Here is a 24139-nt window from a genome sequence, read left to right as displayed (position 1 = left end):
TTTTGTGGTCTTTATTGGGTCGTTTGTAATTTTAAGTTGTTTTAAAACAAAGGCTTAGAGGTTATAAAAAGGCACCTTATGGTGCCTTTCTTTTTTGCTAAAGATCTCGATAGCCGCTGAAAGTGCTCCAACCACTTACATTTTCGCGACATTTTTACAGAAATTAGATGCGATCTTTAGATGAACCTTTTATCCTAGCGGGGTTTTTTAAAGGAAGTTGAATATGATCATCAAACCTAGAATTCGTGGATTTATCTGTACTACAACGCATCCAGTGGGTTGTGAAGCTAACGTAAAAGAACAAATTGCTTACACAAAAGCGCAAGGCCCAATCAAAGATGCACCTAAGCGTGTACTTGTTGTTGGTGCTTCAAGTGGCTACGGTCTATCTTCTCGTATCGCTGCGGCATTTGGTGGCGGTGCTTCAACTATCGGTGTTTTCTTTGAGAAAGAAGGCACAGAGAAAAAACCTGGCACAGCGGGTTTCTACAACTCTGTAGCGTTTGAAAAGCTTGCTCGTGAAGAAGGTTTGTACGCAAAGAGCCTAAATGGCGATGCGTTCTCTAACGAAGCGAAAGAAAAGACAATCGAATTGATCAAAGAAGACCTTGGTCAGATTGATATGGTAGTTTACTCACTGGCTTCTCCAGTACGTAAGATGCCAGAAACTGGTGAACTAATCCGTTCATCACTTAAGCCAATCGGTGAGACTTACACTTCTACAGCGGTTGATACCAACAAAGACGTGATCATTGAAGCAAGCGTAGAGCCGGCAACTGAAGAAGAGATCAAAGACACTGTTACTGTAATGGGCGGTGAAGATTGGGAACTTTGGATCAACGCTCTATCTGAAGCTGGCGTATTAGCTGACGGTTGTAAGACGGTTGCATACAGCTACATTGGTACTGAACTGACTTGGCCAATCTACTGGGATGGTGCGCTAGGTAAAGCGAAGATGGACCTAGACCGCGCTGCAACAGCTCTTAACGATAAGCTTTCGGCAACAGGTGGTACGGCGAATGTTGCAGTACTTAAGTCTGTTGTAACTCAAGCAAGTTCTGCTATTCCTGTAATGCCACTATACATCGCTATGGTATTTAAGAAGATGCGTGCTGAAGGTGTACATGAAGGCTGTATGGAACAGATCTTCCGTATGTTCAGTGAGCGTCTATACAAAGAAGACGGCAGTGCACCACAAGTGGACGACAAAAACCGTCTACGTTTAGATGACTGGGAACTACGTGACGACATTCAGCAACACTGTCGTGACCTATGGCCTCAAATCACATCTGAAAACCTAAAAGAGCTGACTGACTACGTTGAGTACAAAGAAGAGTTCTTGAAGCTATTCGGCTTTGGTGTTGAAGGCGTAGATTACGAAGCTGACGTAAACCCAGATTACAAAGCAGATTTCATCGCGATTTGATAGAGAATGAACAACGTTCCGCCTTTTGGAGAGCTGGAACGTTTCGCTCTTAGAAATCTCGATAACTAGAATTAACTAAAAGCCGATGTGAATACATCGGCTTTTTGTTGCTGAGGGGAATGTATTTCGATTTAAACTGGTGGAAAGCGTTTTGAGTCTATAATTACTGCAGGTATTAGTCGCTGGAGAGCATAGACGATGATGAAAGGCTCACGGGCAGTTGGATTGTTATTATCTATTTTCTTGTCTTTAAGCTGCTACGCAAAATCGATCACAATCGGCATCGAGAACATCAACTATTATCCCCTCTACGCCTACGATAAATCGATGGATTCCTATTCCGGCTACGTGCCAGAACTTCTCAATAATTTTGGGCAGGCCTATGGCTATAAAGTGGACTATTTGGCATTGCCGATTAATCGCTTATATAAGAAGTTTTATAGCGGTGAAATTGATGCCAAGTTTCCTGATAGCGACTTATGGAATATTGAGTCGAGAGTCGGCTACCAAATCAATTATTCAACACCTGTGATTGAACTCGAGGAAGTCATGTACGTGCAGCAGAAAGATAAAGACCTACGGCTGGCTAACTTTAACAAGCTGGGTATCGTAAGGGGCATGACTCCCAGGAAACTCTCTGAGGTAATTGAAAGTGGTCAGCTAAAAGTGCTTGAAGCAGATAATCCCGAGTTACTGTTAGAGATGGTGTTTAAAGGCAGGGTTCAAGGGGTGGTAATGGATCGCAGCGTTGGACAATTTCTGCTGTCACAAATGGATCAAAGTATTAGTTTGGATGTGAATACCTGGTTGCTCGAGTCTGTCGGTGGCAGTTATCACCTTTCGAACATCAACAACCCAAGTCTAATCAGTGATTTTAATCAATACTTAATCACCCACGCGGAACAGGTTAGTCAACTGCAAGTCAAGTATGGGATTAAAGCGGTTGATTGAGGCGTGTTCAGAACGCTTCGTTCCGAGAGCGGACTTCGTCCTTCGAGATGAACCCCGTGCATTACTCGGTCATTCCATAGAGTGACGAAGGAGCGAGTAGGGAATCTCAATCAGTTATCTACTTGCTTGAAGAGGTCCCCAACTCAGTCTTGCCTCCCTCTCGGGGATGACATAAAAAACACAGGGTTGACACATTGTGCCAACCCTTTAATTTTTTCTCGCTTCTCGCTTCTCGCTTCTCGCTTCTCGCTTCTCGCTTCTCGCTTCTCGCTTCTCGCTTCTCGCTTCTCGCTTCTCGCTACTTAAACGTCGACCAAATCGGTGCGTGATCAGAAGGTTTTTCGATACCACGCAATTCGTAGTCAATATCTGACTCGAAACATTTCTCCGCAAGCTTCGGTGTAGCGAGAACCACATCGATACGTAGGCCACGGTTGTCTGGGAACCCTTTTGAGCGGTAATCGAACCACGAGAAACGATCGTTCACATCTGGGTGGATTTGACGGAAAGTGTCGACAAAGCCCCAGTCTAATAATGTCTTCAACCATTCGCGCTCTTCCGGTTGGAACGAACACTTACCGCTTTTCAGCCAACGCTTACGGTTTGGTTCGCCAATGCCGATGTCTGCGTCAATTGGGCTGATGTTAATGTCACCCATAACGATAAGCTGTTCATCATTGTTGTGATGATCGTTGAGGTAAGTCATCAAGTCTTTATAAAACTGACGCTTATACGGAAACTTGGTTTCGTGGTTGATGTTATCGCCTTGTGGGAAGTAGCCATTGAGTACCGTGACTTTTTCACCATTGTCATCTTCTAACGTCACCATGATCATACGCTTTTGATGATCTTCGTTATCGGTCGGGAAACCTTTTTGAACTGAGATAGGCTCTTTCTTACACAGCATAGCCACGCCGTAATGTGCTTTTTGCCCATGGTAGTAAACCTTGTAACCCATCGCTTCCACATCTTCTAGGGGGAAGGCTTCGTCGTGAACTTTGATTTCTTGTAGGCCGATAACGTCAGGTTGATGCTTATCGATCACGGCTTGTAGTTGATGAAGGCGGGCACGAAGACCGTTGATATTGAAAGAGATAACTTTCATTTCCGTTCCTTGCTTGTGGCTGTTCGAATTTTTGTAAGGCAATACTAGCATCAATTTTCAGTCGCGGCGAAGGCGATGAACGGACTTGGCAGTATTTAACATTTTTTTAAACTTTCGATTGATATCTACTTCGTTTATGGTGTAATTCCAAGGATACTTATTAATTAATTTGTCTATTTGAAACACCGAGTTTGCTATAAGGATGTATTATGCGAACGTTATCAGTGCAGTGGAAAATCACACTCCTAGCAGGTTTTTGCCTGCTTGTTACTTCCCTTTCTTTGATTGGCTTTTCCGTTTATAACGCGATTTCTAATCAACACCAGATCAAACAGCAGAGTTCAAAGTCTGTTATCGACAAGTCAGAACAGATTGTAGAGACTCGCGCCTTGCTTAATGCAACGCAAGTTTCAGAGTTTCTAAATGAAGCTTTGTACCGAGCAGAGATGCTCGCATCTAGCGTGATGTTTCAAAAGAACCTAAGTGAAGAAAACTTTGGTGATAGTGAGGAGCTGCGAACCGCATTGGATGAGATGGTACGCAGAGCGGTTATAGATTTTGAGAGTGTACAAGGTGCCTACTTGGTGTTTAGGCCCAATATGCTTGATAACGAAGACAGTAACTATGTTGACGCTGAGTATGTTGGTTCCAATGAAATTGGTCGATTTGCACCATATTGGATGACAGCGCAAAACGGTGAGAACATTGTTTCGAGTGTTTTATCTGAAGCCGTATTAGAAGACTCAACCAACAGTGAGCGTTTCTACTGCCCATTAGCATCGGGTGATACCTGTATCACCACGCCAAGAGTAGTCACTCAAGATGGTGGGGCATTCTTAACCAGTTCAATTTCAATTCCACTCTTGATTGATGATACAACAATTGGTTTCTTTGGCATCGACCTGCGATTAGATGGTCTGTCAGGGATTGTCGTTAACTCTGATCAACAGCTGTTTTCCGGTAGTGGTAACGTCAATCTGATCAGTTTGGATGGTTCATTGATCGCCAGTGATAATCCATCTAGTGCGGTCGGCCAGCCATTTGTGAGTGATATTGTTTCTCCGGATAAGTTAACTGACCTATTGTTTGGGCAATCTGTTCAGACACAGTGGAGTGAAGACGGCCAGTGGCTTAATGTTTTTGCACCAATTATGGTCGCGAATCAGACTTGGGGTGTGCTATTTGATCTGCCTCGCTCTAGTGTGCTTGCAGATGCAGAGGCTCTAGATGAGATAATCAGCCAGCAAGTCGAGTCGAGTGTGACGACAGAGCTTATCGCAGGTATTGTGCTTGTGGTGCTTGGTCTTGCTACGATTGCCTTCTCTGCCTCGCGTTTAGTGAAGCCAATTCGAGAAGTGGTTGCACGCTTAGATGATATCGCTTCAGGTGAAGGGGATTTAACCCAACGCTTAGATGTAAAGTCGCAAGATGAAATAGGACAGCTCGCGATCGGTTTCAACCGCTTCTTAGATAAACTGCAATCAATTATCAGTGAAGTTGTCGATACGACGATTCAAGTAGGAACAACAACCCAACAGTCGCGAGTTGCCGCGCAGCAAACTCGCACCAGTAGCGACTCGCAGTTTAAAGAAGTTGATTTAGTAGCAACGGCATCTGAAGAGATGACACAAACGGCGGGCTTAGTGGTTCAAAATGCAGAAATTGCAGTAAGAGAAGCTGAAAAAGCAAATGAAGCGGCTGCATCTGGTCAAGATGTGATAGACAAGTCTCAACAAGAAATGCTGCGTTTGGTGGAACGTATGACAGCAGCGGTTCCTGTTGTAGAAGAACTCGCGGCAAACAACGCCAATATCACCGAGATTTTATCGGTGATCGAAGGTGTGTCAGAGCAAACGAATTTGTTAGCACTTAATGCCGCTATTGAGGCGGCAAGGGCAGGTGATCAAGGTCGTGGCTTTGCGGTCGTTGCCGACGAAGTTCGTAATCTTGCGAGCCGAACTCAAGAATCCGTTGGTGAAATTAGGCAGGTGATCGAAAACGTGCAAAACGGCACGCGAGATGTGGTTCAAGCGATTCAAGATGGTAACGACCTTGCCAATGATTCCGCTGCTCAAGTTCAAAGTGCGGCCAAAGAGCTGGGTCAGATCTTTGAAGCCATCGCGTCTATCAATGATATGAACACTCAAATCGTTAAGGCCGCTGAAGAACAACAATCGGTTTCAGCAGAGGTTAACCAAAGTGTTAGCAATATCCGAGATTTGAGCGCACAGATCCTCACGCAAGCTGAAGAGTCAGAGATGGTGAGTACTCAAATTGCCGATCTGTCTGATAAGCAGCAGCAGTTGGTGAATCAGTTTAAAGTTTAGATAATGGATTCTCACCGTTAAAAATAAAAAAGGGTTTCGTTGTACGAAACCCTTTTTGTATCAGTGCTTAGCGTCAATTAGCGAGTTAATCGAGATACCAATAGCCTTTGTTGACAAGCTCAGTAAGAAGGCTCACTGCCTGCTCATCGGTCACATTGGTAAAAGAATGAATATCAATGCATTCATGATTACATAACGCATCAAGCAGCCACTTTTCACTGACTTGGAAAGCTTCACCGTTAATATAGGCTGTATCAGCAGCTTGCTGATGATATAAAGCGCGAACTCCCGATACTTTACGCAGTGTGCCCGAAGCATCAAGGTGCTCGAAAACCTCCGATGGGGTCAGTAACTCTTCTGGCTCAATAACGTCAAGCTGGTGGCGAGATTGACTGAGCATGGCACCTAAGAACTGCTTAATATCAGCATCAGAACTTAAAGCATTCTTTAGCATGTTAGTAAGCAACTCCGTATCTGAAGATAAGATTTCGCCATAACTTGCTTGGGGTTTCATATTTGGGTTGTGTAGATGAACATCACCCATATCATGCGCCAAGACATAATCGGCAAAGTTACTGAGCAGCTCTTGCTCTTTCGGTGAACGATAGCCGATAGAGTAGCTCATGCTTGGTTCAAGCGTGTCTCCCTCATGAGGGAAACCAGGCGGAATATAAAGAATGTCGCCGGGTTCTAAAATCTCATCAATAATCGTATCAAACCCTTCAATTTGTCTTAAAGCACCTGCTTGAATCGACTCTTTGTATTGGCCAACGTCTTTATCGCCAACTCGCCAATGACGTTTACCACTACCTTGAATAATGAAAACGTCATATTGGTCGATATGGGGACCAACGCCCCCTTTAGGTGCTGAGAAGCAAACCATTAAGTCATCAAATAACCAGTTAGGTAACGGTTTGAAAGGTTCAATCAATTCAGCTGAACCCAAGTGCCAATGGTTACACGCTTGTACAACCAACTGCCAATGTGACTCATCTAAAGATTCGAAGTGAGATTCAGCAAACGGCCCATGTTGCGCTGTCCAATTGTTATTTTTGTTGGTGATGAAGCGCGAATCTACTTCCTCTTCCATCGCGAGGCCAGCTAACTCATCAGGAGAAATAGGATCAATAAAGTCGGTAAAGCCACCTTTAATGACTGTTGGCTTCTTGTGCCAGAACTCAGCGAGAAAACTCTTAAGATCAAAGCTTAGTTGGTACATGAATTCTCCAACTTACTTTCTAAATCTGCTTGGACAATCTTGATGGCTTCGAGCGCGACTTTAGGATCAACCTCATTACTTTCTAAAAGGTAGATAAGATCAACCGCAAGTTTGATTTCATCCGGTGCGTTATCTAATCCTGAGTTCGACGAAGACATTACTGATTTCTCTCTCTGTAGGTAATTTGCTTTTCTATTTTGAGTTTGGCCTCTTGGCAGCGTTGCAGTCGCTGCTCTGTGGCCATTAGCGCTTGTTGGGCAGACTGTTGCTGAAAAGGTGGAGCATATTGAAGCGCAAGTTCTTTATCGCGTACCATCTCCATTAGACGTCGCTCCCATTCTTGGTGCTGTGCCAAATGTTGGTAGAGCTCATTGATCGGCTTTCTAAAATAGCTGCTGTGCTTAGGCTCGTTCTTACGAATAGTTGTGGTGGCAAGTTCTCGCTGAATAGCACTGATCTGAGCTAGCAAACGTTCAGTCAGATACTCGGCACGCATCGCCGTTAGCTTTCCTGCATCTTCTTCGCGAATGATACTGTCTAGAGTCGACTGAGTTTCTTTGACGCATGGAACGAGCAACTTGGCTTTACACCGAAACAGCCGCTCGTCAAAAAGGGCGAGATGGTGCTCACCACGCTGTCGGTCAAGAGCCGCAGCGTTGATGGCGAGTTGTTCAAGCGTTGATTGTAACTGCTTAACTTTACTCATAAATGTGCCTAAAGGTTAACAAACCAAGCTTCGTAAGCGAGTTTTACTGCAAGGATACTGACGACAGTAACAAAAACAGGGCGAATGAATTTTGCGCCAAAGCGTATTGCAGAGTGTGCGCCAACAAATGCGCCTGCCATTAAGCACACACCCATTGTCAAACCAAGTACCCAATCTATATGTCCAAGTATCGCGAAGGTGACTAAAGAAGTGAAGTTACTGGTGAAATTCATCGCCTTGGCTAAGCCAGAAGCGAGCAAAATATTGAGTCGATACAGTGCCATTGAACTGACTGTCCAAAATGCGCCTGTACCCGGGCCAGCTACACCGTCATAGAATCCAAGCGTTAATCCCTGAGCATATTGTTTTTTGTTTAAGACGGGGCAGGGTTGTGGTGACTCATTGTTCACATTACTTGGCGTTTTGTGCCAAATGGTGTAAATCGCTGCAGCAAGAATGACCAATGGCAATATTTTTTCTAGCCACTGGGTACTGATCAGATCAACAAACAGAGTACCTAATATGGCACCAATTAAAGTGGCAACAAACGCACGCACCCAACATTGGGGCTTAAACAACTTTTTACGATAGTAGGTAAATGCGGCAGTTGATGATGCAAATGTAGCCGCAAGCTTGTTGGTACCTAACGCAATATGCGGAGGTAACCCCAAGGACAATAGCGCTGGTACGGTAAGCATTCCGCCACCACCTGCAACTGCATCGATAAATCCTGCTAAGAAAGCGACAAGTGCCAAAACCAACAACATGGTTGGCTCAAAAAATTCCATATAGTTATTCTTCTTTAATTCTATATATAGAGTGGGAGTAGGCCTGTTGACCTCTGTTATTCAATAATACGTTTAAACGGAGGGAGTGAGTCTAATAACGCGCTGCCGTAACGTTTAGTCACTACTCTTCGATCAAGGATGATGACTTTACCAGAATCACGCTCTTTACGCAGCAAACGACCGACCGACTGAATCAACTTTTTGCTTGCCTCTGGCACAGTGATTTGCATAAACGGATTCCCGCCGCGACTTTCTATGTATTCCGCGTGAGCTTGCTCAACAGGGGAAGTAGGAACAGCGAAAGGTATCTTAGTGATAATCAAGTTTTCTAATAGCTCTCCTGGCAAATCTAGCCCTTCAGAGAAGCTCCCAGTACCAAAAAGAACGCTCGTTTTTTTGCACTGAACCAGTGTTTTATGTTTTTTTAGTATTTCTGAGCGCGACTCTTTCCCTTGTACCTGCAAGCCCCATCCTCTTTTTACGAAATCTGTTGAGAGGGCGTCGGCCACTTGGTTCATCTGCCAATAAGAAGAGAACAGAACGAGGTTTGCCTTATTACTTTCAATCAGTTCAGGCAGTTTTTCGATCAGCTGTTCAGTAAACTTTGGCGCAGAAGGTTCACAGGACATTTTTGGTACATGTAGCTCTGCTTGGTTTTGATAGTCAAACGGAGAAGCCAGCGCGAGGAACCTAACGCCATCTTCTGCCTTTTCACTCACGCCTGCTTGACGGCAGAAAAAGCTAAAGGAATTAAGTGCTCGCATGGTAGCGGATGTAAGCACGGCTCCGACGCAGCGGCTCCATATTTGTTGGTCAAGTTGCCAACCAACTTCGAGCGGAGAAACATTGACCACAAAATCACCTTCACGCTCTGGGCTTACTTCTAGCCAACGGGCAAGTGGAGCGCCTTTCTCTCTCAATGGCTCAGCCATCAGATTCCAAACTTGCGCGAGGTTATCCATGCGTTGAATGTAGAAGCCTAATTCTGCTAAAGCAGGCTCTGCAAGTCGGTTAGCAAGTTCGCCATCTTTAACTCGCTCTGAGATAAGGTCCGCGACCTTGGCTACTGCTTGTGCACCTTTTTGGGAGAGTTTTTTCAGCTCTTTGGCCTCTTCTTCAAGCCAGTTCGGCAATTCTCCATTTTCAAAACGATAGATGTTCTCTTCAAAATAAGACGAGTCAAAGCGCGTTGCTAGTTGGCTCAATGAAGGAATGAGCTGTTGAACAGAATCTTGTAATTCATTTCTAAATCGAGCGACTCTCTTTTCGTCAGCCATATTGGCAAACTTGGTCACCGATTGATTAAGTCTTTCAAGCCAACTCGCAGCGCCTTTAAGACTCGCTGCCGCAGAAGAATGGTCACGGGCAACGTGCGGTAGATGGTGGGCTTCATCAAAAACATAAATGGTGTTTTCTGGTTCTGGCAGAATGACACCGCCGCCAAGATCTGCGTCCGCCATGACCAAGCTATGGTTAGCAATGATGACATCGGCTTTATCAAGCTCAGAACGCGCCTTTTGAAACGGGCAGTCTCTATGAGCAGGCATACTAAGGTTACAGCTGTGCTTATCACTGACTATCAATTGCCAGATCTCATCTTTGATTGGCTTGGGCCAACTGTCGCGATCACCATCCCACTTACCTTGAGCCAGTGACTTATACATGGTTTCGAGTAGCTCAATGTCTTTCTTCTTCGGTTTCGATTCAAACATGGCAAGCTGACCGCCATCAACGCCACTCGCTGAAGCCAGTTTCTCAGCACAACAATAGCGTTGGCGACCTTTTGCCAAGATAAATGAAAACTCTCGGTCTGTGAGCCTTCTATATAGAGGCAGATCTTTTCCAACCAATTGCTCTTGAAGCGCGACAGTCGCGGTTGAAATAACCACTTTACGATTATTGAGCACAGCAACGGGAATCGTCGCCATTAAATAAGAGAGAGATTTGCCAATTCCAGTGCCCGCTTCAGCGACAATCATCCGTGTCGATTTGTGATATTCGCCACACAATGTTTTTGCTATCTCCGCAACAAGATAGTTCTGAGCTCGACGAGGTACAAAGTTTTCTAGCTGTGACTGCAGGTTTTGATAACTGGTACGAATGGATTGTTGAATTTTACTGGTTAGCATACTGTGACCTATATTGCGGGTGTCGCATCATAGCACAGTTCTCTAAGTACTACTTAGTTCACGAAATAGAATCCTTATTAATCAAATGTGGATCTTGTTCACAAAAAAAAACTGAACCTTCAGGTACTTACAATTAATTCTAAATGTAAAAAATATATCACGCCAATGGTTTTGCTTTTGTAGTTAATTATTTTGTCAGATTCTATCTGTGACAATGCTTGCAGGATAAAAATCTAAAATTAGTTTTAACAGAAGAAACTAACAAAGTCGTCATTAAACCATGATGTCGCTCGAAATTTAACCTTGAAAATCTGTAAATTATTGATAAGTATGGTTTTTATGTTTTTTTATCAAAGTTTTTTAGATTATTTGACACGTCGCGTAATCTTTTGCAATCTAGACCCCGAAATTAAGTGGCGATGATATCCGACCATTAAGAGATTGGAATCATCATCAAAAAACATAAAGGGAACCGGACAAGGAATTCCCATTCTATAGAAAAGGCAGTGGATTATTATGAAAAAGACTCTAGTAGCTCTTTCAGTTCTAGCGGCGGCTTCGGCTCAAGCTGGTATCGAACTATACAACCAAGACGACGTATCAGTTACTCTAAAAGGTGACATCGAAGTTGTATACAGCAACACAACGACAGACAGCTCAATGAAGCAAAAGATCGAAGATGCTGACTTCGGTTTTGACGTTCGCTACACTGTGAACGACGCGTGGGCAGTTGGTGCTTACTGGGAATTCAACGGTTCAAAGAAAACTAACTCTGAAATCACTCGTAACGGCGATACTTACGTAGCTGCTTACCATGACACTTACGGTTCAATCAAGTTCGGTCGCCTATGTACTGCAGTTGATGACCTAGGTATCGGTTCTGATGAAGCGTTCGGTATTTCTACATTCCTAGACAACGCGACTGATGAGTGTTCAGATGAAGCTGTTCGTTACGACTTTGACAATGGCGACTTCTACGCAACTCTAGGTTACGTTCAAAACAAAATTGAGAACACTTTCCTAAGCAACACTAAAGACACAGTTGCAGACGGTAACGGTGACACTTACTACGATGGCCGTGCTGGTTTCCGTGGTTTAGACAACTTTGATATCTCTGTTTTCGCTTCTCAATACAGTGTTGAAACTGAAACTGCAACTGCAAAAGACCATAGTGGTTTTGGTACTGAACTTGTGTTCAGTGGTATCGAAAATGTTAATCTAGCGATTGCATACTACGCAGTATCTTCTGACCTTGATAAAGACGACAACAACGTTGTTGCATTTGCAGCAGATTACACTATGGGTAAATGGGGCTTTGCGGCTGGCTACTCTATCGGTGACCACGACGACAAAGCTCAAGAAAAAGACCTATGGTTTGTGAACACTACATACGGCGTAGCTCCTAACACTAAACTGTACGCTGAAGTTGGTGGTCTTGACCAGAAAGACGTAGATGACAACCTAGGTCTAGCAATCGGTGTTGAAGCTTCTTTCTAAGATGAACTAAGCTAAAATATTGTTTAAAGCCACCTTCGGGTGGCTTTTTTATTGTCCTAATGTAAAAATAGCTTACTTTCTAGAAATTAAGGAATATTTATGAAGAAGTGCTTTGTAATTGCTGTGTCTATAGGTTTGATGACAGGTGCAGCGCAAGCAGCTACCCTAGCTCCAAAATCAGGGGTGTCTATTCTTTATATAAACGGGGAGCCTGCTGAAAGTAAAATTTCTGAAAACCACATTGAACCAGGCTTTAATCAAGTGGTGGTGCGTATGGACAAAGATATGTCCCGTGGTTCTAGCAGTGACGTGTTTACTTCTAAGCCTTATGTGATTTCCTTTACAGCGGATGGTGACAAAGTCGTAATTAACCACCCTAAAGCACGTAGCCGTGTGGAAGCAGAAAGGGTGTTTGAGTCTAACCCTAAATGGATTGTGACAGAAGATGGTAATGCTCTAAATCACGAGCAAGTTATGCTGGAAGGAAAAGGTGGTTTTATTCCTTACGGTGGTATGGCTGAGCTCATTGAAAAGCACAATAGTCAAAGGGGTATTTACTTCAACAACGGCCAACTTATCGACAAGCCTGTTGAAGCCCAAGCTATTGCCGTAGCTGCAACGACGGCTGCTGTGACGTCTACTTCAAGTACAGTAGAGAAAACCTCTTCGGCTAAGCCAGTGGCGACTAGCAATGTGGAACAGCTAAAAGCTTGGTACCTAAAATCATCTAAAGAAGAGCGTAAAGCGTTCCGTCGTTGGATGATTGACCAAGAGTAATGATCACAAAGAATTGAATCTAAAACAGGCTTCCAATTGGAAGCCTGTTTTGTTTTTGCGAGAGTAAAACAAACAACTAACTAAAACACTCTGGGTCGTTGAGGGCAGACTCTATGGCAGAGACTAGCTTCTCGATATGCTCTGGCTCACTGATATAAGGTGGCATCATATAGATAAGCTTGCCAAATGGACGAATCCACACACCTTCCTCAACAAATAGCGCTTGGATCTTTTCCATATTGACTGGGGCTGTTGTCTCAACGACACCGATGGCACCTAACCAACGAACATCTTTAACTAATTGATATTTTTTTAGTTGAGGCAGTAGTTCTGAAAACAGCTGTTCAATTTGGCTGGTTTGGCTTTGCCATTCATTGCTCTCTAGCAGCTCCATACTCGCAGTGGCGACGGCGCAGGCTAGTGGGTTACCCATAAAGGTCGGGCCATGCATAAAGCAGCCCGCTTCACCTCCGCAAACGGTATTTGCTACTTCACTTGAGGCTAGCGTTGCTGAAAGCGTCATATAACCACTGGTTAATGCTTTGCCTACACATAAAATGTCAGGCTGAATTTCTGCATGCTCGCAAGCAAACATTTTGCCTGTGCGTCCAAATCCCGTTGCGATTTCATCGAGAATCAACAACACCCCAAATTGATCGCACAGCTCTCGTACACCTTTAAGGAACTCTGGGTGATAAATTCGCATTCCCCCGGCACCCTGAACAATCGGCTCTATGATGACGGCAGCAATCTCTTTGTGGTGCTGAGAGATCTTAGACCTAAAGTGATCAAGATCGCTTTGATCCCAATCTTGCCAGAAGCCTGTTTTGGGTGAAGTAGCAAAAATGTGCTCAGGTAAGAAGCCCTTGTACAGAGAGTGCATGGAATTATCTGGATCGGTGACTGACATTGCGGCAAATGTATCGCCATGATAACCGTCACGCAGGGTTAAGAATTTAGGTCGAGATTCACCCTTCGCATGCCAATATTGCAGTGCCATTTTTAAGCTGACTTCAACCGCGACTGACCCTGAGTCTGCGAGGAACACATGCTGTAAATTACTTGGCGCAAATGAGAGTAATTTTTTACACAAATTGATTGCAGGATCATGCGTGATCCCGCCAAACATAACATGGGACACTTTATCAATCTGAGTATGAGCTGCTGCATTGAGGTGAGGATGATTATAGCCATGTATTGCCGACCACCAAGAAGACATACCGTCTACGAGCTGTTTTCCATCTTCAAGTTGTAAGTGAACCCCTTTTGCTGATGTCACAGGGTAGCAGGTCAGAGGTGTTAACGTTGAAGTATAAGGATGCCATATATGACGGCGGTCGAAAGCGAGATCCATGTCCAGTTCCTGAAATCTGATCGATTAAAAGATAACCAAATGTAAACTTTTGATTTTTTGTTGTGTTGACAGTCTACATGGTGTCAGTAGACTAGCCAAGTAATCAAACCAACAATAATCAAAGGAAAGCACGTGGAAGTACGTCATAACTGGACTATTGAGCAAGTTCGCGGCCTTATGGAAAAACCATTTATGGATCTGTTGTTCGAAGCGCAATTGGTTCATCGTCAATATCAACAACATAACCATGTACAAGTCAGTACGTTGCTTTCTATTAAAACAGGTGCTTGTCCAGAGGATTGTAAATACTGCCCGCAAAGTGCCCGTTACACCACAGATATTGAAAAAGAACGCTTAATGGAAGTGGAACGCGTGCTCGATGCCGCTCAAAAAGCGAAAAGCGCAGGTTCGACGCGTTTTTGTATGGGCGCAGCGTGGAAGAACCCAAAAGAGCGTGACATGCCGCACCTGACTGAAATGATCAAAGGTGTCAAAGGGATGGGTCTAGAGACCTGTATGACACTGGGTATGCTAACCTCTGACCAAGCAAAATCACTTGCGGATGCAGGTTTAGACTATTACAACCATAACCTAGATACCTCACCTGAGTTTTATGGCAGCATCATCACCACGCGTACTTACCAAGATCGTCTTGATACGCTTTCGCATGTGCGTGATGCAGGAATGAAGATTTGTTCTGGAGGCATTATTGGTATGGGTGAGAGTGCTAATGATAGAGCAGGTCTATTGGTAGAGCTTGCGAATCTGCCTACTCACCCTGAAAGTGTGCCAATTAACATGCTTGTCAAAGTGAAAGGTACACCACTAGAAGAGGTTGATGATGTTGAGCCATTCGACTTTATTCGCCTAATCGCGATTGCACGTATCATGATGCCTGGCTCTGCTGTTCGTCTTTCGGCTGGTCGTGAAAACATGAATGAGCAGATGCAGGCGTTGTGCTTTATGGCTGGCGCTAACTCGGTTTTCTATGGCTGCAAATTGCTGACAACGCCAAACCCGTCAGAAGATAAAGATATGCAGCTATTTAACAAGCTTGGTATTAACAGCCAGGAAGTTTCTCAAAAACCTGATGAAATTGAAGAGAATGATCTTCTTGATCGCGTTGTAGAGCGTGTTGCGGCGAGACCAACTAAAGACGACCTATTCTACGATGCAAGTGTTTGAGCAACGTATTGATTCTGCCCTTAGTGAGCGAAAAGCTAAGGGCTTAACTCGCTCGCTTAAGGCTGTAGAGTCAAATAACACCGCCAGCTTAACCCACGATGATCAAGAGTATCTAAACTTCTCCAGTAATGACTATCTTGGCTTAGCTTCAGATAAGGAGCTAACTAAGGCATGGCAAGAAGGGCTCGACATATATGGCAATGGGAGTGGTGCGTCTCCACTCGTCACCGGTTTTAGTTCTGCGCACAAAAAGCTTGAAGAGACCTTGTGTCGCTGGCTTGGATTTAAGCGAGCAATATTGTTTGGGTCAGGTTTTTCTGCCAATCAAGCGCTACTGTTTACATTGCTTAAGAAAGACGATCTCCTACTGCAAGATAAGTTAAACCATGCTTCGTTAATTGAGGCAGGTATGCTTTCTCCCGCAACGATGAAGCGCTTCAAGCACAATGACGTTACACACTTAAAAACCTTACTTACTCAGAGTGCCTTGGTCGTGACTGAAGGTGTGTTTAGCATGGATGGTGATCTTTCTCCGCTTAAGGCGATTAAATCGGCCATTGTACAAAACGCTTGGCTAGCGGTTGATGATGCTCACGGTGTAGGAGTATTGGGCAACAAAGGGAAGGGCAGTTGTGACTATGCTGGGATCCAACCTGAGATATTGGTGGTTACCTTTGGTAAAGCGTTTGGACTCTCGGGAGCGGCGATTATGTGTAGCAACTCGGTTGGAGACTATTTAACCCAGTTTGCTAAACATCACGTTTACTCAACGGCGATTCCTCCTTCTCAAGCAATAGCACTAAAAAAAGCAACAGAAATGATTGAGACACAAGAGTGGCGAAGAGAAAAACTCGCTGAGCTATCTCGATGCTTTGATGAGCAACTTCATGGATGTGAAGGTTACAGAGAGACGATTACCCCAATAAAGCCTTTCATATTGGGCTCTGCTGACAAAGCTACAAGTGTATCAAAGCAGCTTCGCGATCAGGGTTTCTGGGTGACGGCAATTCGTCCACCAACAGTACCGACAGGCAGCGCAAGGTTGAGAATTACTCTCAGCACTAAACATGATAAGCAAGATGTCATCAAATTGGCTGATGCACTCAAGCAAGCAGTGAAAGGAGTGTAAGTTAATGAATCAAGCAGTAGTGATAGATTCAAAAGACACAGTCAACAAAGCAGCGATTGCTGAAGCGTTTGGCCGAGCTGCAAATACCTACGATCACCATGCCGCGTTTCAACGTGAGGTTGGACATCGCCTACTAGACAAGATGCCTCAAAACCTTGCTGGAAAAACCGTACTCGATATCGGCTGTGGGACTGGGTATTTTTCGCTTGAACTTTTAAAGCGTGGTGCAGTGGTCGTCTGCTTCGATCTATCTGATAAAATGCTCGCGGAAGCTAAGCTACGTTGCGGCTCGGTAAATGTGCACTACCAGCAAGGAGATGCTGAGTGTTTACCATTTCAGAGTAATGAGTTCGATTTCGTCTTTTCTAGCCTTGCATTGCAGTGGTGTGACGACCTTAGTATTCCTCTAAGGGAAATCAAGCGAGTGGTTAAACCGAAAGGTAATGCGTATTTATCCACGTTACTCGATGGCTCGTTATTTGAACTCAAACAAGCTTGGGCAAAAATTGACTCATATCAACACGTCAATGACTTTATTCCATTCAATCAGGTAAAAATTGCGTTAGCGCAATCTGAATGCCATGCGCATCAACTAGACTTAGCGCCGATCAAGGTTTGGTATGAAACGTCTTTTGCGCTAATGCGCGACCTAAAAGGCATCGGTGCAACTCATATTGATGGTCGCTCCAATGGGCTAACAAGTCGTAGTGCATTGCTTAAAGTAGAAGGCGAGTACCAAATCTATCGAAATCATCAGGGTCTTCTACCTGCAACATATCAGGTCTGTTTAGGGGTTATTAATCTATGATTGATGCATTTTTTATTGCGGGTACGGATACCGATGTTGGAAAAACGGTTGCTTCGAAAGCAATCTTAAATGCGCTTGCTGAAAAGGATTTAAAAACGATTGGCTATAAGCCAGTAGCGGCAGGCAGTGACAAAACTGAGCAAGGTTTCCGTAACTCGGATGCTTTGTATTTGCAAGACGCTGCAACAGTGAGTGTAGCTTACGATGACGTAAATCCTTATGCATTGGAGCTGCCGGCTTCTCCCCATATTGCCGCTATTCGCGAGAATGTAGAAATCGAGTATTCAGTGCTGAGCGATAAGCTAGCTGAGCACAAACAAAACTCAGATATCGTGCTGGTTGAAGGTGCCGGTGGCTGGCGCGTTCCGGTTTCAAAGCAGGATTGTTTATCTAGCTGGGTACAGCAAGAAAAACTGCCAGTGGTGTTGGTGGTTGGTATCAAGCTAGGTTGTCTTAGCCATGCAATGCTTACGCTAGATGCGATTAAGGCCGATGGTGTTGAAGTGATTGGCTGGGTGGCAAACCGAGTTAACCCAGGCACAGAGCACTACGCTGAAATTATAGAGATGCTTGAGAACAAAATCGCTGCGCCAAAACTTGGTGAGATTCCGTATGTTCCTAAAGTTAAGCGCAAGGATTTGGCTAAGTATATTGATGTTTCGCCACTTCTAAATCGATAAAAAGTAAAAGGCTGCCAAATTGATTTGGCAGCCTTTTAAATATTAGTCTTTGTTACTTGTCTTGGTTTAAGCCCATTAACGCGCTTTGTGTCTCTATAATGCGTTTTTGAGTTTGATCTTCAACCGAGATCCCAAGCTGCTGCTTTGCCTCATCCTCAGAAATACCGAGATGACAACACAACAGATCAATAGCCATTTGATAGTTGTTAGTTTCAACCATGATTTTGTTCCCTTATTACATGGATTTTTTAATCTCAACTAAATCTAGCACGTTTGAAAACAGTCACAATACGACCAAAGTCTAACGCAAAAGTCGTAGCCTTATTTAAGGTGTTCTACTCATTTGTTGTGCCTATTGTTTACTGAGTGTTAAATCTAAACTTACTTTCTAGAAATCAAATGTTTCAATTTACTTCTTAACCTTGTAATTAAAGGGGATAGACTATATCTATTAGGTAAAGAACAGTCCCAAGAGTGATTCTGAGGGACAATAATAAAATGCTTCCGGTTTTTGGAGAAAAGTAATGAAGCGAGTAATGTTATTTCTTGCAACCAACTTAGCTGTTGTTTTGGTGTTGAGTGTCGTCCTCAACATTGTGTATGCAATGACGGGGATGCAGCCAGGTAGTTTGTCAGGGCTACTAGTTATGGCCGCTGTTTTTGGCTTTGGTGGTTCATTTATTTCATTGATGATGTCGAAGGGTATGGCGTTACGTTCTGTGGGCGGGATGGTGATTGAAAGCCCACGTAATGAGACTGAACATTGGCTATTAGAAACGGTTCGTCGTCAGTCTGAACAAGTGGGCATTGGTATGCCGACGGTAGCGATTTACGACTCAGCAGATATCAACGCATTTGCGACTGGTGCAAAACGCAATGATTCTTTAGTTGCTGTCTCGACAGGTCTTCTACACAATATGACTCGTGATGAGGCAGAAGCGGTTCTTGCGCATGAAGTGAGTCATATTGCGAATGGTGATATGGTGACCATGACCTTGATGCAAGGCGTAGTGAACACCTTTGTTATCTTCTTGTCGCGTTTTATCGCCAATATTGTCGCGTCTAACGACAATGAAGAAGAGGGCGGCAGCAATATGATGGTCTACTTTGGCGTAAGTATGGTGTTGGAGTTGTTGTTCGGCTTCTTGGCGAGCTTCATCACCATGTGGTACAGCCGTCATCGTGAGTTTCATGCTGATGCAGGTGCGGCCCAGTTAGTGGGTAAGCATAAGATGATCGCAGCACTAGAGCGACTAAAAGTAAGCCACGAGTCTCAACTAGAAGGTTCTATGATGGCGTTTGGCATCAACGGCAAACGTTCTATGACAGAGTTATTGATGAGTCACCCACCGCTAGACAAACGCATCTCAGCTCTACGCAATTCGTAGTTTTCGCATCTAATCCATTGAAAAGGCTTGGTTTAAAACCAAGCCTTTTTTTGATCTCTTTTAAAAAACTCCACGTACAAGTTATACAAAAATTTATACAAATTAAAATTTGTACAACTTTTAGAAATCATCTATGGTTAAATTGTTGTACAAAAAAAATAAATGTACAAGATTGAATGAGGTGTTTCGAATGGATGTACAGGCGGTAGGCGAGGTTTATCAACAGCTGAACAAATCAAATCTTCATCTTTTATCCGATGTATATCATGACGAGGTTGTTTTTGAAGATGCTGCGCACAGGTTAGAAGGTTGGCGAGAGTTAGAAACCTACTTTGAATCTCTTTACTCCAATGTGACGCGTTGTGATTTCAACATTCTTGAGCACCAGCAAACAGGAAACGGTGGCTTTCTAACTTGGCAGATGGCGCTGGAACATCCAAAGCTATCAAAAGGTTCTGTGGTGTACGTTAATGGTGTTAGCCATCTGAAATTTTCTCAAGGTCGAGTTATTTACCATCGTGACTATTTTGACCTTGGAGAGATGCTCTACGAAAACCTGCCTCTACTAGGCTCGGTCATCAAAACAATTAAGCAAAGGTTGGGCAAATGAAGACGGTTCTAATAACGGGGGCCACTTCGGGGATAGGGCTCCAACTTGCAAAAGATTATGCCGATAACGGTTTCGAGGTCTATGCCTGTGGTAGGAATGAAGAGCGATTAAGTGAGCTAAAACAGACGTTTTCCAACTTACACCCTATTGCTTTTGACCTCACAGACCTAGAGGCGACGAGTGTTGCTCTTAGCACCCTACAAAGTACTCCCGACCTTTGGATTTTAAATGCAGGTGACTGCGAGTACGTAGATGATGGAAAGCTTGATGCGCTTCTGATGAAACGTGTTTTCGACATTAACGTTATCGGGCTTACTAACGCCATTGAGGCTTGCCAGAAGTATTTTTCGCGTGGACAACGACTCGCCATAGTAGGGTCGATTGCGAGCGAGGTGGCTTTGCCTAGAGCGGAAGCTTATGGTGCATCGAAAGCGGCAGTAAGTTATTTAGCACGAACTCTTCAGGTGGATCTCAAGCCGCAAGGCATTGATGTATCGATTATTTATCCTGGATTCGTCAAAACACCGTTGACCGACAAAAACACCTTTGAAATGCCTATGTTAATTTCCCCTCAGAGGGCTTCTAAGGAGATAAGAGACGGACTTGCGAAAGGAAAAGACCACATCTATTTCCCTAGGAAGTTCACCTCAATTTTACGCTTGATCGGCGCTCTCCCATATCGCTGGCAAAATGCACTGACTGCCAAGCTACTCGCTCAAGGATAGGAACTGGACGATGAAAATAGCCATTATAGGAACAGGAATATCAGGGTTAACTTGTGGTTACTATTTACATAAAGATCACGACATCACTTTGTTTGAAGCGAATGATTACATTGGCGGGCATACTGCAACTGTTGATATCGACGTTGAAGGTAGTTCTTACTCTGTAGATACAGGTTTTATTGTCTATAACGACAGAACCTACCCTAATTTCATTGCTTTGATGGAAGAGATTGGAGTGGAGGGCAGGCCAAGCCAAATGAGTTTTAGCGTAAGAAACGATAGTAATGGGCTTGAATATAATGGCCATACTGTGTCGACGCTGTTTGCTCAAAAACGCAATTGGTTAAATCCTAAATTTTACTCGTTTATTTTGGAAATTCTCCGCTTCAACAAAGAAGTCAAAGAGATAGCCAATCAACCCAATATGGTCGATTTAACGCTTGGAGACTTCCTCACTTCGCGTGATTTTAGTGACTACTTCTGCGACAACTATATTTTGCCAATGGGTGCGGCTATCTGGTCTTCGACATTGGCAGATATGCGAGCGTTTCCATTGCCCTTCTTTGCGAGATTTTTCCTCAATCACGGTCTTCTCGATGTCACCAATCGCCCGCAATGGTATGTCATCAAAGGCGGCTCAAGAGCCTACATCAAGCCTCTTACCCGAGGATTTGCTGATAAGATTCGTCTCAACACTCCTGTTGACTCTGTAGTCAGAGACCAAGCTGGTGTGACGCTGCATTTTAATGGTCAGGCAGAAAGGTTTGATCAAGTTGTGTTTGCTTGCCATAGCGATCAGGCTCTACAGCTTTTAAACGACTCAAGCGCAACTGAGCAATCTGTTTTATCCAATCTTGCTTATCAAGCCAATGAAGTCATTTTGCATACAGATGAAAGCTTATTGCCAAAACGAAAAGCGGCATGGGCATCTTGGAACTATTGGCTTGAAGGCACTGAAGGCGAAGAAGGCAGAGCGCCTACATTGACCTACAATATGAACATTTTGCAGCACATTGATGCACCGAAAACTTTCTGCGTATCACTCAACAGTAGTGAGCAAATAGCACAAGATAAGGTGCTAAAACGCTTTGTTTATCACCATCCGGTTTTTAACCAGCAATCCATAGAGGCACAGGCTCGACGCGACGAAATCAACGGTCTATCTCGAACTTGGTTCTGTGGTGCGTATTGGTACAACGGTTTCCATGAAGATGGTGTACGTAGCGCTCTAGACATAGTGAGAGGAATCAATCTACTTGATTCCAATCTCGGTTCTCAGGGAGTGGCTTAAGATGTTCGAAGGAAAGGGTAGCTGTCTTTATGTCGGTGATGTGAGGCACAGGCGTTTTACTCCCGTTCAACACGCTTTGAACTACCGCCTATTTATGCCATGTCTAGACTTAGATGAGCTTGAACTTTTGCAAAGTAAGGTGTGGGGGTTCGGAACTCGCTGGTGGCATTGGGCTAGGTTTAAACGTGATGACTACTTGGGTTCAGGGGACTTAAAACAGTCGGTATTTAACAAGGTCTTGGAACTTGGCGGTGAGGTCACAAAAGGAAGCGTTAAAGCTGTGGTCCACCTAAGGTATTTTGGCGTCTATTTTAGTCCGGTCAATTTCTACTACATTTACGATGAGATTGGAAAGTGGTGCTACTTACTGGCAGAGGTTAGTAACACACCTTGGAACGAACGCTACTACTATTTATTAGATGCAAATGATCAAGAAACTTGGAGGCATGCAAAAGCGTTTCATGTCTCGCCTTTTAATCCGATTGAGCAAGAGTACGTTTGGAAAATTAAGCCTATTGATCAGCGTCTCTCGATTCACTTGGAGTGTCATCGTAGCCATAAAGAGTTTGACGCCACAATGAAGATGGCTAGGGAACCACTGTGTTCGCGAGTTCTACTTAAACATTTGATCGTTACTCCAATAATGGCAGTAAAAGTTACTGTGGGCATTTATTGGCACGCATTAAAACTCTGGATCAAAGGAGCGCCGTTTTATTCTCACCCCAAATATAGGCAGGGTGATGAAATTGAACAGACTCAAAGCGCGAAAATAGAAAAATAACAAGGAGCCTAGGAAATGATTAATTCACAAACGCTACCTTTGCCTACGCAATTAACTTCGGTGCAGAAAACAGCCCGAAACATCGCATTTTCATGTTTATACAAGATTCAGTATGGCTCCTTGACCATCATCGAATCTTTTGGTTCTCAAGGTGCTCCTCAAGTCAGAGAGAGCTTTGGTCGTCCGCAGAAGGGTCAACCTAGTGCCATTATTGAGGTTAAAAATCCTGCCTTTTATGCACGCTTACTGAAAGGTGGCAGCATTGCTGCTGGTGAAGCGTACATGGACGGATGGTGGGAAAGCCCTGATCTCACCGCTTTAATGGAGTTGATGGCAATGAACCTGTCAACTTTAGACACTATAGAAAGTCGTTCAAGCTTTCTGTCGAAGCTCATTTATCAAGTTGGCCACTGGTTGAATCGCAACACGGTAGAGAACTCGGCAAAAAACATTGAAGCTCACTACGATCTGAGTAATGAACTTTACGAAACATTCCTTGATAGTCGCATGCTTTATTCATCAGGCATTTATGAATCGCCTAATGACACGCTAGAGCAAGCCCAGATTAATAAAATGGATCGCTTATGTCAGCAACTGAAGCTTTCGTCTAGAGATTCCGTGATTGAGATAGGAACTGGGTGGGGAGCAATGGCTATCTATATGGCAGAAAACTATGGTTGCCATGTTACAACCACGACTATTTCAGAACAGCAGTTTCAATACACGCAGCAGAAGATAGAAGAGAAGGGCTTGCAAGACAAGATTACCCTGCTCAAAAAAGACTACCGTTTGTTGGAGGGGGCTTTTGATAAGCTCGTATCGATTGAAATGATAGAGGCAGTTGGCAAGCAGTTTCTTACCTCTTACATTCAAAAGTGCCAGTCATTGTTGAAGCCGGGTGGACTGATGGCAATCCAAGCTATCACCATCGCAGACCAACGCTACGATTATTACAGCAATAATGTTGATTTTATTCAGAAATATATCTTCCCAGGTGGCTTTTTACCGTCGATCACTGCATTAACACAGTCCACAACAAAACATAGTGACCTTGTTCTGAGAGATCTTTACGACATTGGTGAGGATTACGCCAAAACTCTTAGAGACTGGTACCTGAAATTCAACCAAGCTCATGAACAGGTCTCTGACTTGGGATTTGATGAGCGATTTGTAAGAATGTGGAATTACTACTTTTGCTACTGTGAAGGTGGCTTTCGTGCAAAATCAATCAGCACTGTTCACATGACCTTTCAGCGCCCTTAG

The 24139-nt window shown here is 44.0% G+C and carries 23 protein-coding genes; 15 read left to right on the top strand and 8 right to left on the bottom strand.

The annotated features are described in order from the left end of the window. The first annotated feature begins 223 nt into the window (after nucleotides 1-223). Both fabV and AC6R00_RS13635 read left to right on the top strand, forming a co-directional pair. Nucleotides 224-1426, top strand: a complete 1203-nt coding sequence (gene fabV / locus AC6R00_RS13640; RefSeq protein WP_239826119.1) for an enoyl-ACP reductase FabV — start codon at nucleotides 224-226, stop codon at nucleotides 1424-1426. Nucleotides 1427-1624: 198 nt separating this feature from the next. Beyond that, nucleotides 1625-2377, top strand: coding sequence for a substrate-binding periplasmic protein (locus AC6R00_RS13635; RefSeq protein ID WP_500640750.1), 753 nt, complete (start codon nucleotides 1625-1627; stop codon nucleotides 2375-2377). A 298-nt stretch (nucleotides 2378-2675) separates the two neighbouring features. On the opposite strand, the gene xthA is transcribed toward AC6R00_RS13635, so the two are convergent. Beyond that, on the bottom strand, nucleotides 2676-3482 hold the full coding sequence (gene xthA / locus AC6R00_RS13630; RefSeq protein ID WP_500640749.1) for an exodeoxyribonuclease III: 807 nt from the start codon (nucleotides 3480-3482) through the stop codon (nucleotides 2676-2678). Between the two features lie 209 nt (nucleotides 3483-3691). On the opposite strand from xthA, the gene AC6R00_RS13625 reads away from it, so the two are divergent. Further along, the gene (locus AC6R00_RS13625) at nucleotides 3692-5809 is read left to right on the top strand and encodes a methyl-accepting chemotaxis protein (RefSeq protein ID WP_500640748.1); all 2118 of its coding nucleotides are present in this window, start codon (nucleotides 3692-3694) and stop codon (nucleotides 5807-5809) included. 85 nt (nucleotides 5810-5894) lie between these two features. Here the strand turns inward: AC6R00_RS13625 and AC6R00_RS13620 are convergent, their stop codons facing one another. Genes AC6R00_RS13620 through dinG form a run of 5 tightly spaced genes read right to left on the bottom strand, consistent with a single transcriptional unit; the run spans nucleotide 5895 to nucleotide 10651 of the window. Next, nucleotides 5895-7028: a ribosomal protein uL16 3-hydroxylase gene (locus AC6R00_RS13620; protein ID WP_500640747.1), complete on the bottom strand. Its 1134-nt coding sequence runs from the start codon at nucleotides 7026-7028 to the stop codon at nucleotides 5895-5897. Next, nucleotides 7016-7186, bottom strand: a complete 171-nt coding sequence (gene rsmS, locus AC6R00_RS13615) for a pleiotropic regulatory protein RsmS (protein WP_004746908.1) — start codon at nucleotides 7184-7186, stop codon at nucleotides 7016-7018. The genes AC6R00_RS13620 and rsmS overlap by 13 nt, the downstream gene beginning before the upstream one ends. Continuing rightward, a complete protein-coding gene (locus tag AC6R00_RS13610) occupies nucleotides 7186-7734 on the bottom strand; it encodes a primosomal replication protein (RefSeq protein WP_004746906.1) in 549 nt (182 codons plus the stop codon). The genes rsmS and AC6R00_RS13610 overlap by 1 nt, the downstream gene beginning before the upstream one ends. A gap of 8 nt (nucleotides 7735-7742) precedes the next feature. Then, complete coding sequence (locus AC6R00_RS13605; protein ID WP_239826114.1) at nucleotides 7743-8522, bottom strand: sulfite exporter TauE/SafE family protein; 780 nt, start codon at nucleotides 8520-8522, stop codon at nucleotides 7743-7745. 56 nt (nucleotides 8523-8578) lie between these two features. Next, complete coding sequence (gene dinG / locus AC6R00_RS13600; protein WP_500640746.1) at nucleotides 8579-10651, bottom strand: ATP-dependent DNA helicase DinG; 2073 nt, start codon at nucleotides 10649-10651, stop codon at nucleotides 8579-8581. Between the two features lie 516 nt (nucleotides 10652-11167). Here dinG and AC6R00_RS13595 point away from each other — a divergent pair. Together AC6R00_RS13595 and AC6R00_RS13590 are read left to right on the top strand one after the other, a co-directional pair. Continuing rightward, on the top strand, nucleotides 11168-12148 hold the full coding sequence (locus AC6R00_RS13595; RefSeq protein ID WP_500640745.1) for a porin: 981 nt from the start codon (nucleotides 11168-11170) through the stop codon (nucleotides 12146-12148). A gap of 99 nt (nucleotides 12149-12247) precedes the next feature. Beyond that, nucleotides 12248-12925, top strand: a complete 678-nt coding sequence (locus AC6R00_RS13590; protein ID WP_500640744.1) for a YccT family protein — start codon at nucleotides 12248-12250, stop codon at nucleotides 12923-12925. A 76-nt stretch (nucleotides 12926-13001) separates the two neighbouring features. Here AC6R00_RS13590 and bioA read toward each other — a convergent pair whose 3' ends face one another. Then, a complete protein-coding gene (gene bioA / locus AC6R00_RS13585; protein WP_500640743.1) occupies nucleotides 13002-14279 on the bottom strand; it encodes an adenosylmethionine--8-amino-7-oxononanoate transaminase in 1278 nt (425 codons plus the stop codon). Nucleotides 14280-14411: 132 nt separating this feature from the next. On the opposite strand from bioA, the gene bioB reads away from it, so the two are divergent. From bioB to bioD, 4 genes are read left to right on the top strand one after another with little or no spacing between them, the layout of a single operon-like run. Next, on the top strand, nucleotides 14412-15464 hold the full coding sequence (bioB, locus tag AC6R00_RS13580; protein ID WP_004746890.1) for a biotin synthase BioB: 1053 nt from the start codon (nucleotides 14412-14414) through the stop codon (nucleotides 15462-15464). Next, entirely contained in the window at nucleotides 15451-16593 is a 1143-nt protein-coding gene (gene bioF / locus AC6R00_RS13575) for an 8-amino-7-oxononanoate synthase (protein ID WP_500640742.1), read from the top strand. Before bioB ends, bioF begins: the two co-directional genes overlap by 14 nt. A 4-nt stretch (nucleotides 16594-16597) precedes the next feature. Continuing rightward, on the top strand, nucleotides 16598-17401 hold the full coding sequence (gene bioC, locus AC6R00_RS13570) for a malonyl-ACP O-methyltransferase BioC (protein ID WP_500640741.1): 804 nt from the start codon (nucleotides 16598-16600) through the stop codon (nucleotides 17399-17401). After that, nucleotides 17398-18081 carry a dethiobiotin synthase gene (bioD, locus tag AC6R00_RS13565; RefSeq protein WP_425666634.1) on the top strand — a complete coding sequence of 228 codons (684 nt, stop codon included), beginning with the start codon at nucleotides 17398-17400 and terminating at the stop codon, nucleotides 18079-18081. Before bioC ends, bioD begins: the two co-directional genes overlap by 4 nt. A 52-nt stretch (nucleotides 18082-18133) precedes the next feature. Here the strand turns inward: bioD and AC6R00_RS13560 are convergent, their stop codons facing one another. After that, nucleotides 18134-18301: a hypothetical protein gene (locus AC6R00_RS13560; protein WP_004746882.1), complete on the bottom strand. Its 168-nt coding sequence runs from the start codon at nucleotides 18299-18301 to the stop codon at nucleotides 18134-18136. A gap of 304 nt (nucleotides 18302-18605) precedes the next feature. On the opposite strand from AC6R00_RS13560, the gene htpX reads away from it, so the two are divergent. The 6 genes from htpX (at nucleotide 18606) to AC6R00_RS13530 (ending at nucleotide 24139) form a co-directional block, all read left to right on the top strand. Next, a complete protein-coding gene (htpX, locus tag AC6R00_RS13555) occupies nucleotides 18606-19469 on the top strand; it encodes a protease HtpX (protein ID WP_004746881.1) in 864 nt (287 codons plus the stop codon). A 190-nt stretch (nucleotides 19470-19659) separates the two neighbouring features. Continuing rightward, entirely contained in the window at nucleotides 19660-20079 is a 420-nt protein-coding gene (locus AC6R00_RS13550) for a nuclear transport factor 2 family protein (RefSeq protein ID WP_500640740.1), read from the top strand. Next, nucleotides 20076-20804, top strand: coding sequence for an SDR family NAD(P)-dependent oxidoreductase (locus AC6R00_RS13545; RefSeq protein WP_500640739.1), 729 nt, complete (start codon nucleotides 20076-20078; stop codon nucleotides 20802-20804). The genes AC6R00_RS13550 and AC6R00_RS13545 overlap by 4 nt, the downstream gene beginning before the upstream one ends. 10 nt (nucleotides 20805-20814) lie before the next feature. Further along, entirely contained in the window at nucleotides 20815-22095 is a 1281-nt protein-coding gene (locus AC6R00_RS13540) for an NAD(P)/FAD-dependent oxidoreductase (protein WP_500640738.1), read from the top strand. Between the two features lies 1 nt (nucleotide 22096). Beyond that, complete coding sequence (locus AC6R00_RS13535; protein ID WP_500640737.1) at nucleotides 22097-22876, top strand: DUF1365 domain-containing protein; 780 nt, start codon at nucleotides 22097-22099, stop codon at nucleotides 22874-22876. A 15-nt stretch (nucleotides 22877-22891) separates the two neighbouring features. After that, on the top strand, nucleotides 22892-24139 hold the full coding sequence (locus AC6R00_RS13530) for a class I SAM-dependent methyltransferase (protein ID WP_500640736.1): 1248 nt from the start codon (nucleotides 22892-22894) through the stop codon (nucleotides 24137-24139).

The organism is Vibrio sp. R10-SF1-ISO8 (assembly GCF_059833805.1).
This window is presented reverse-complemented; position numbering and strand designations above follow the sequence as displayed.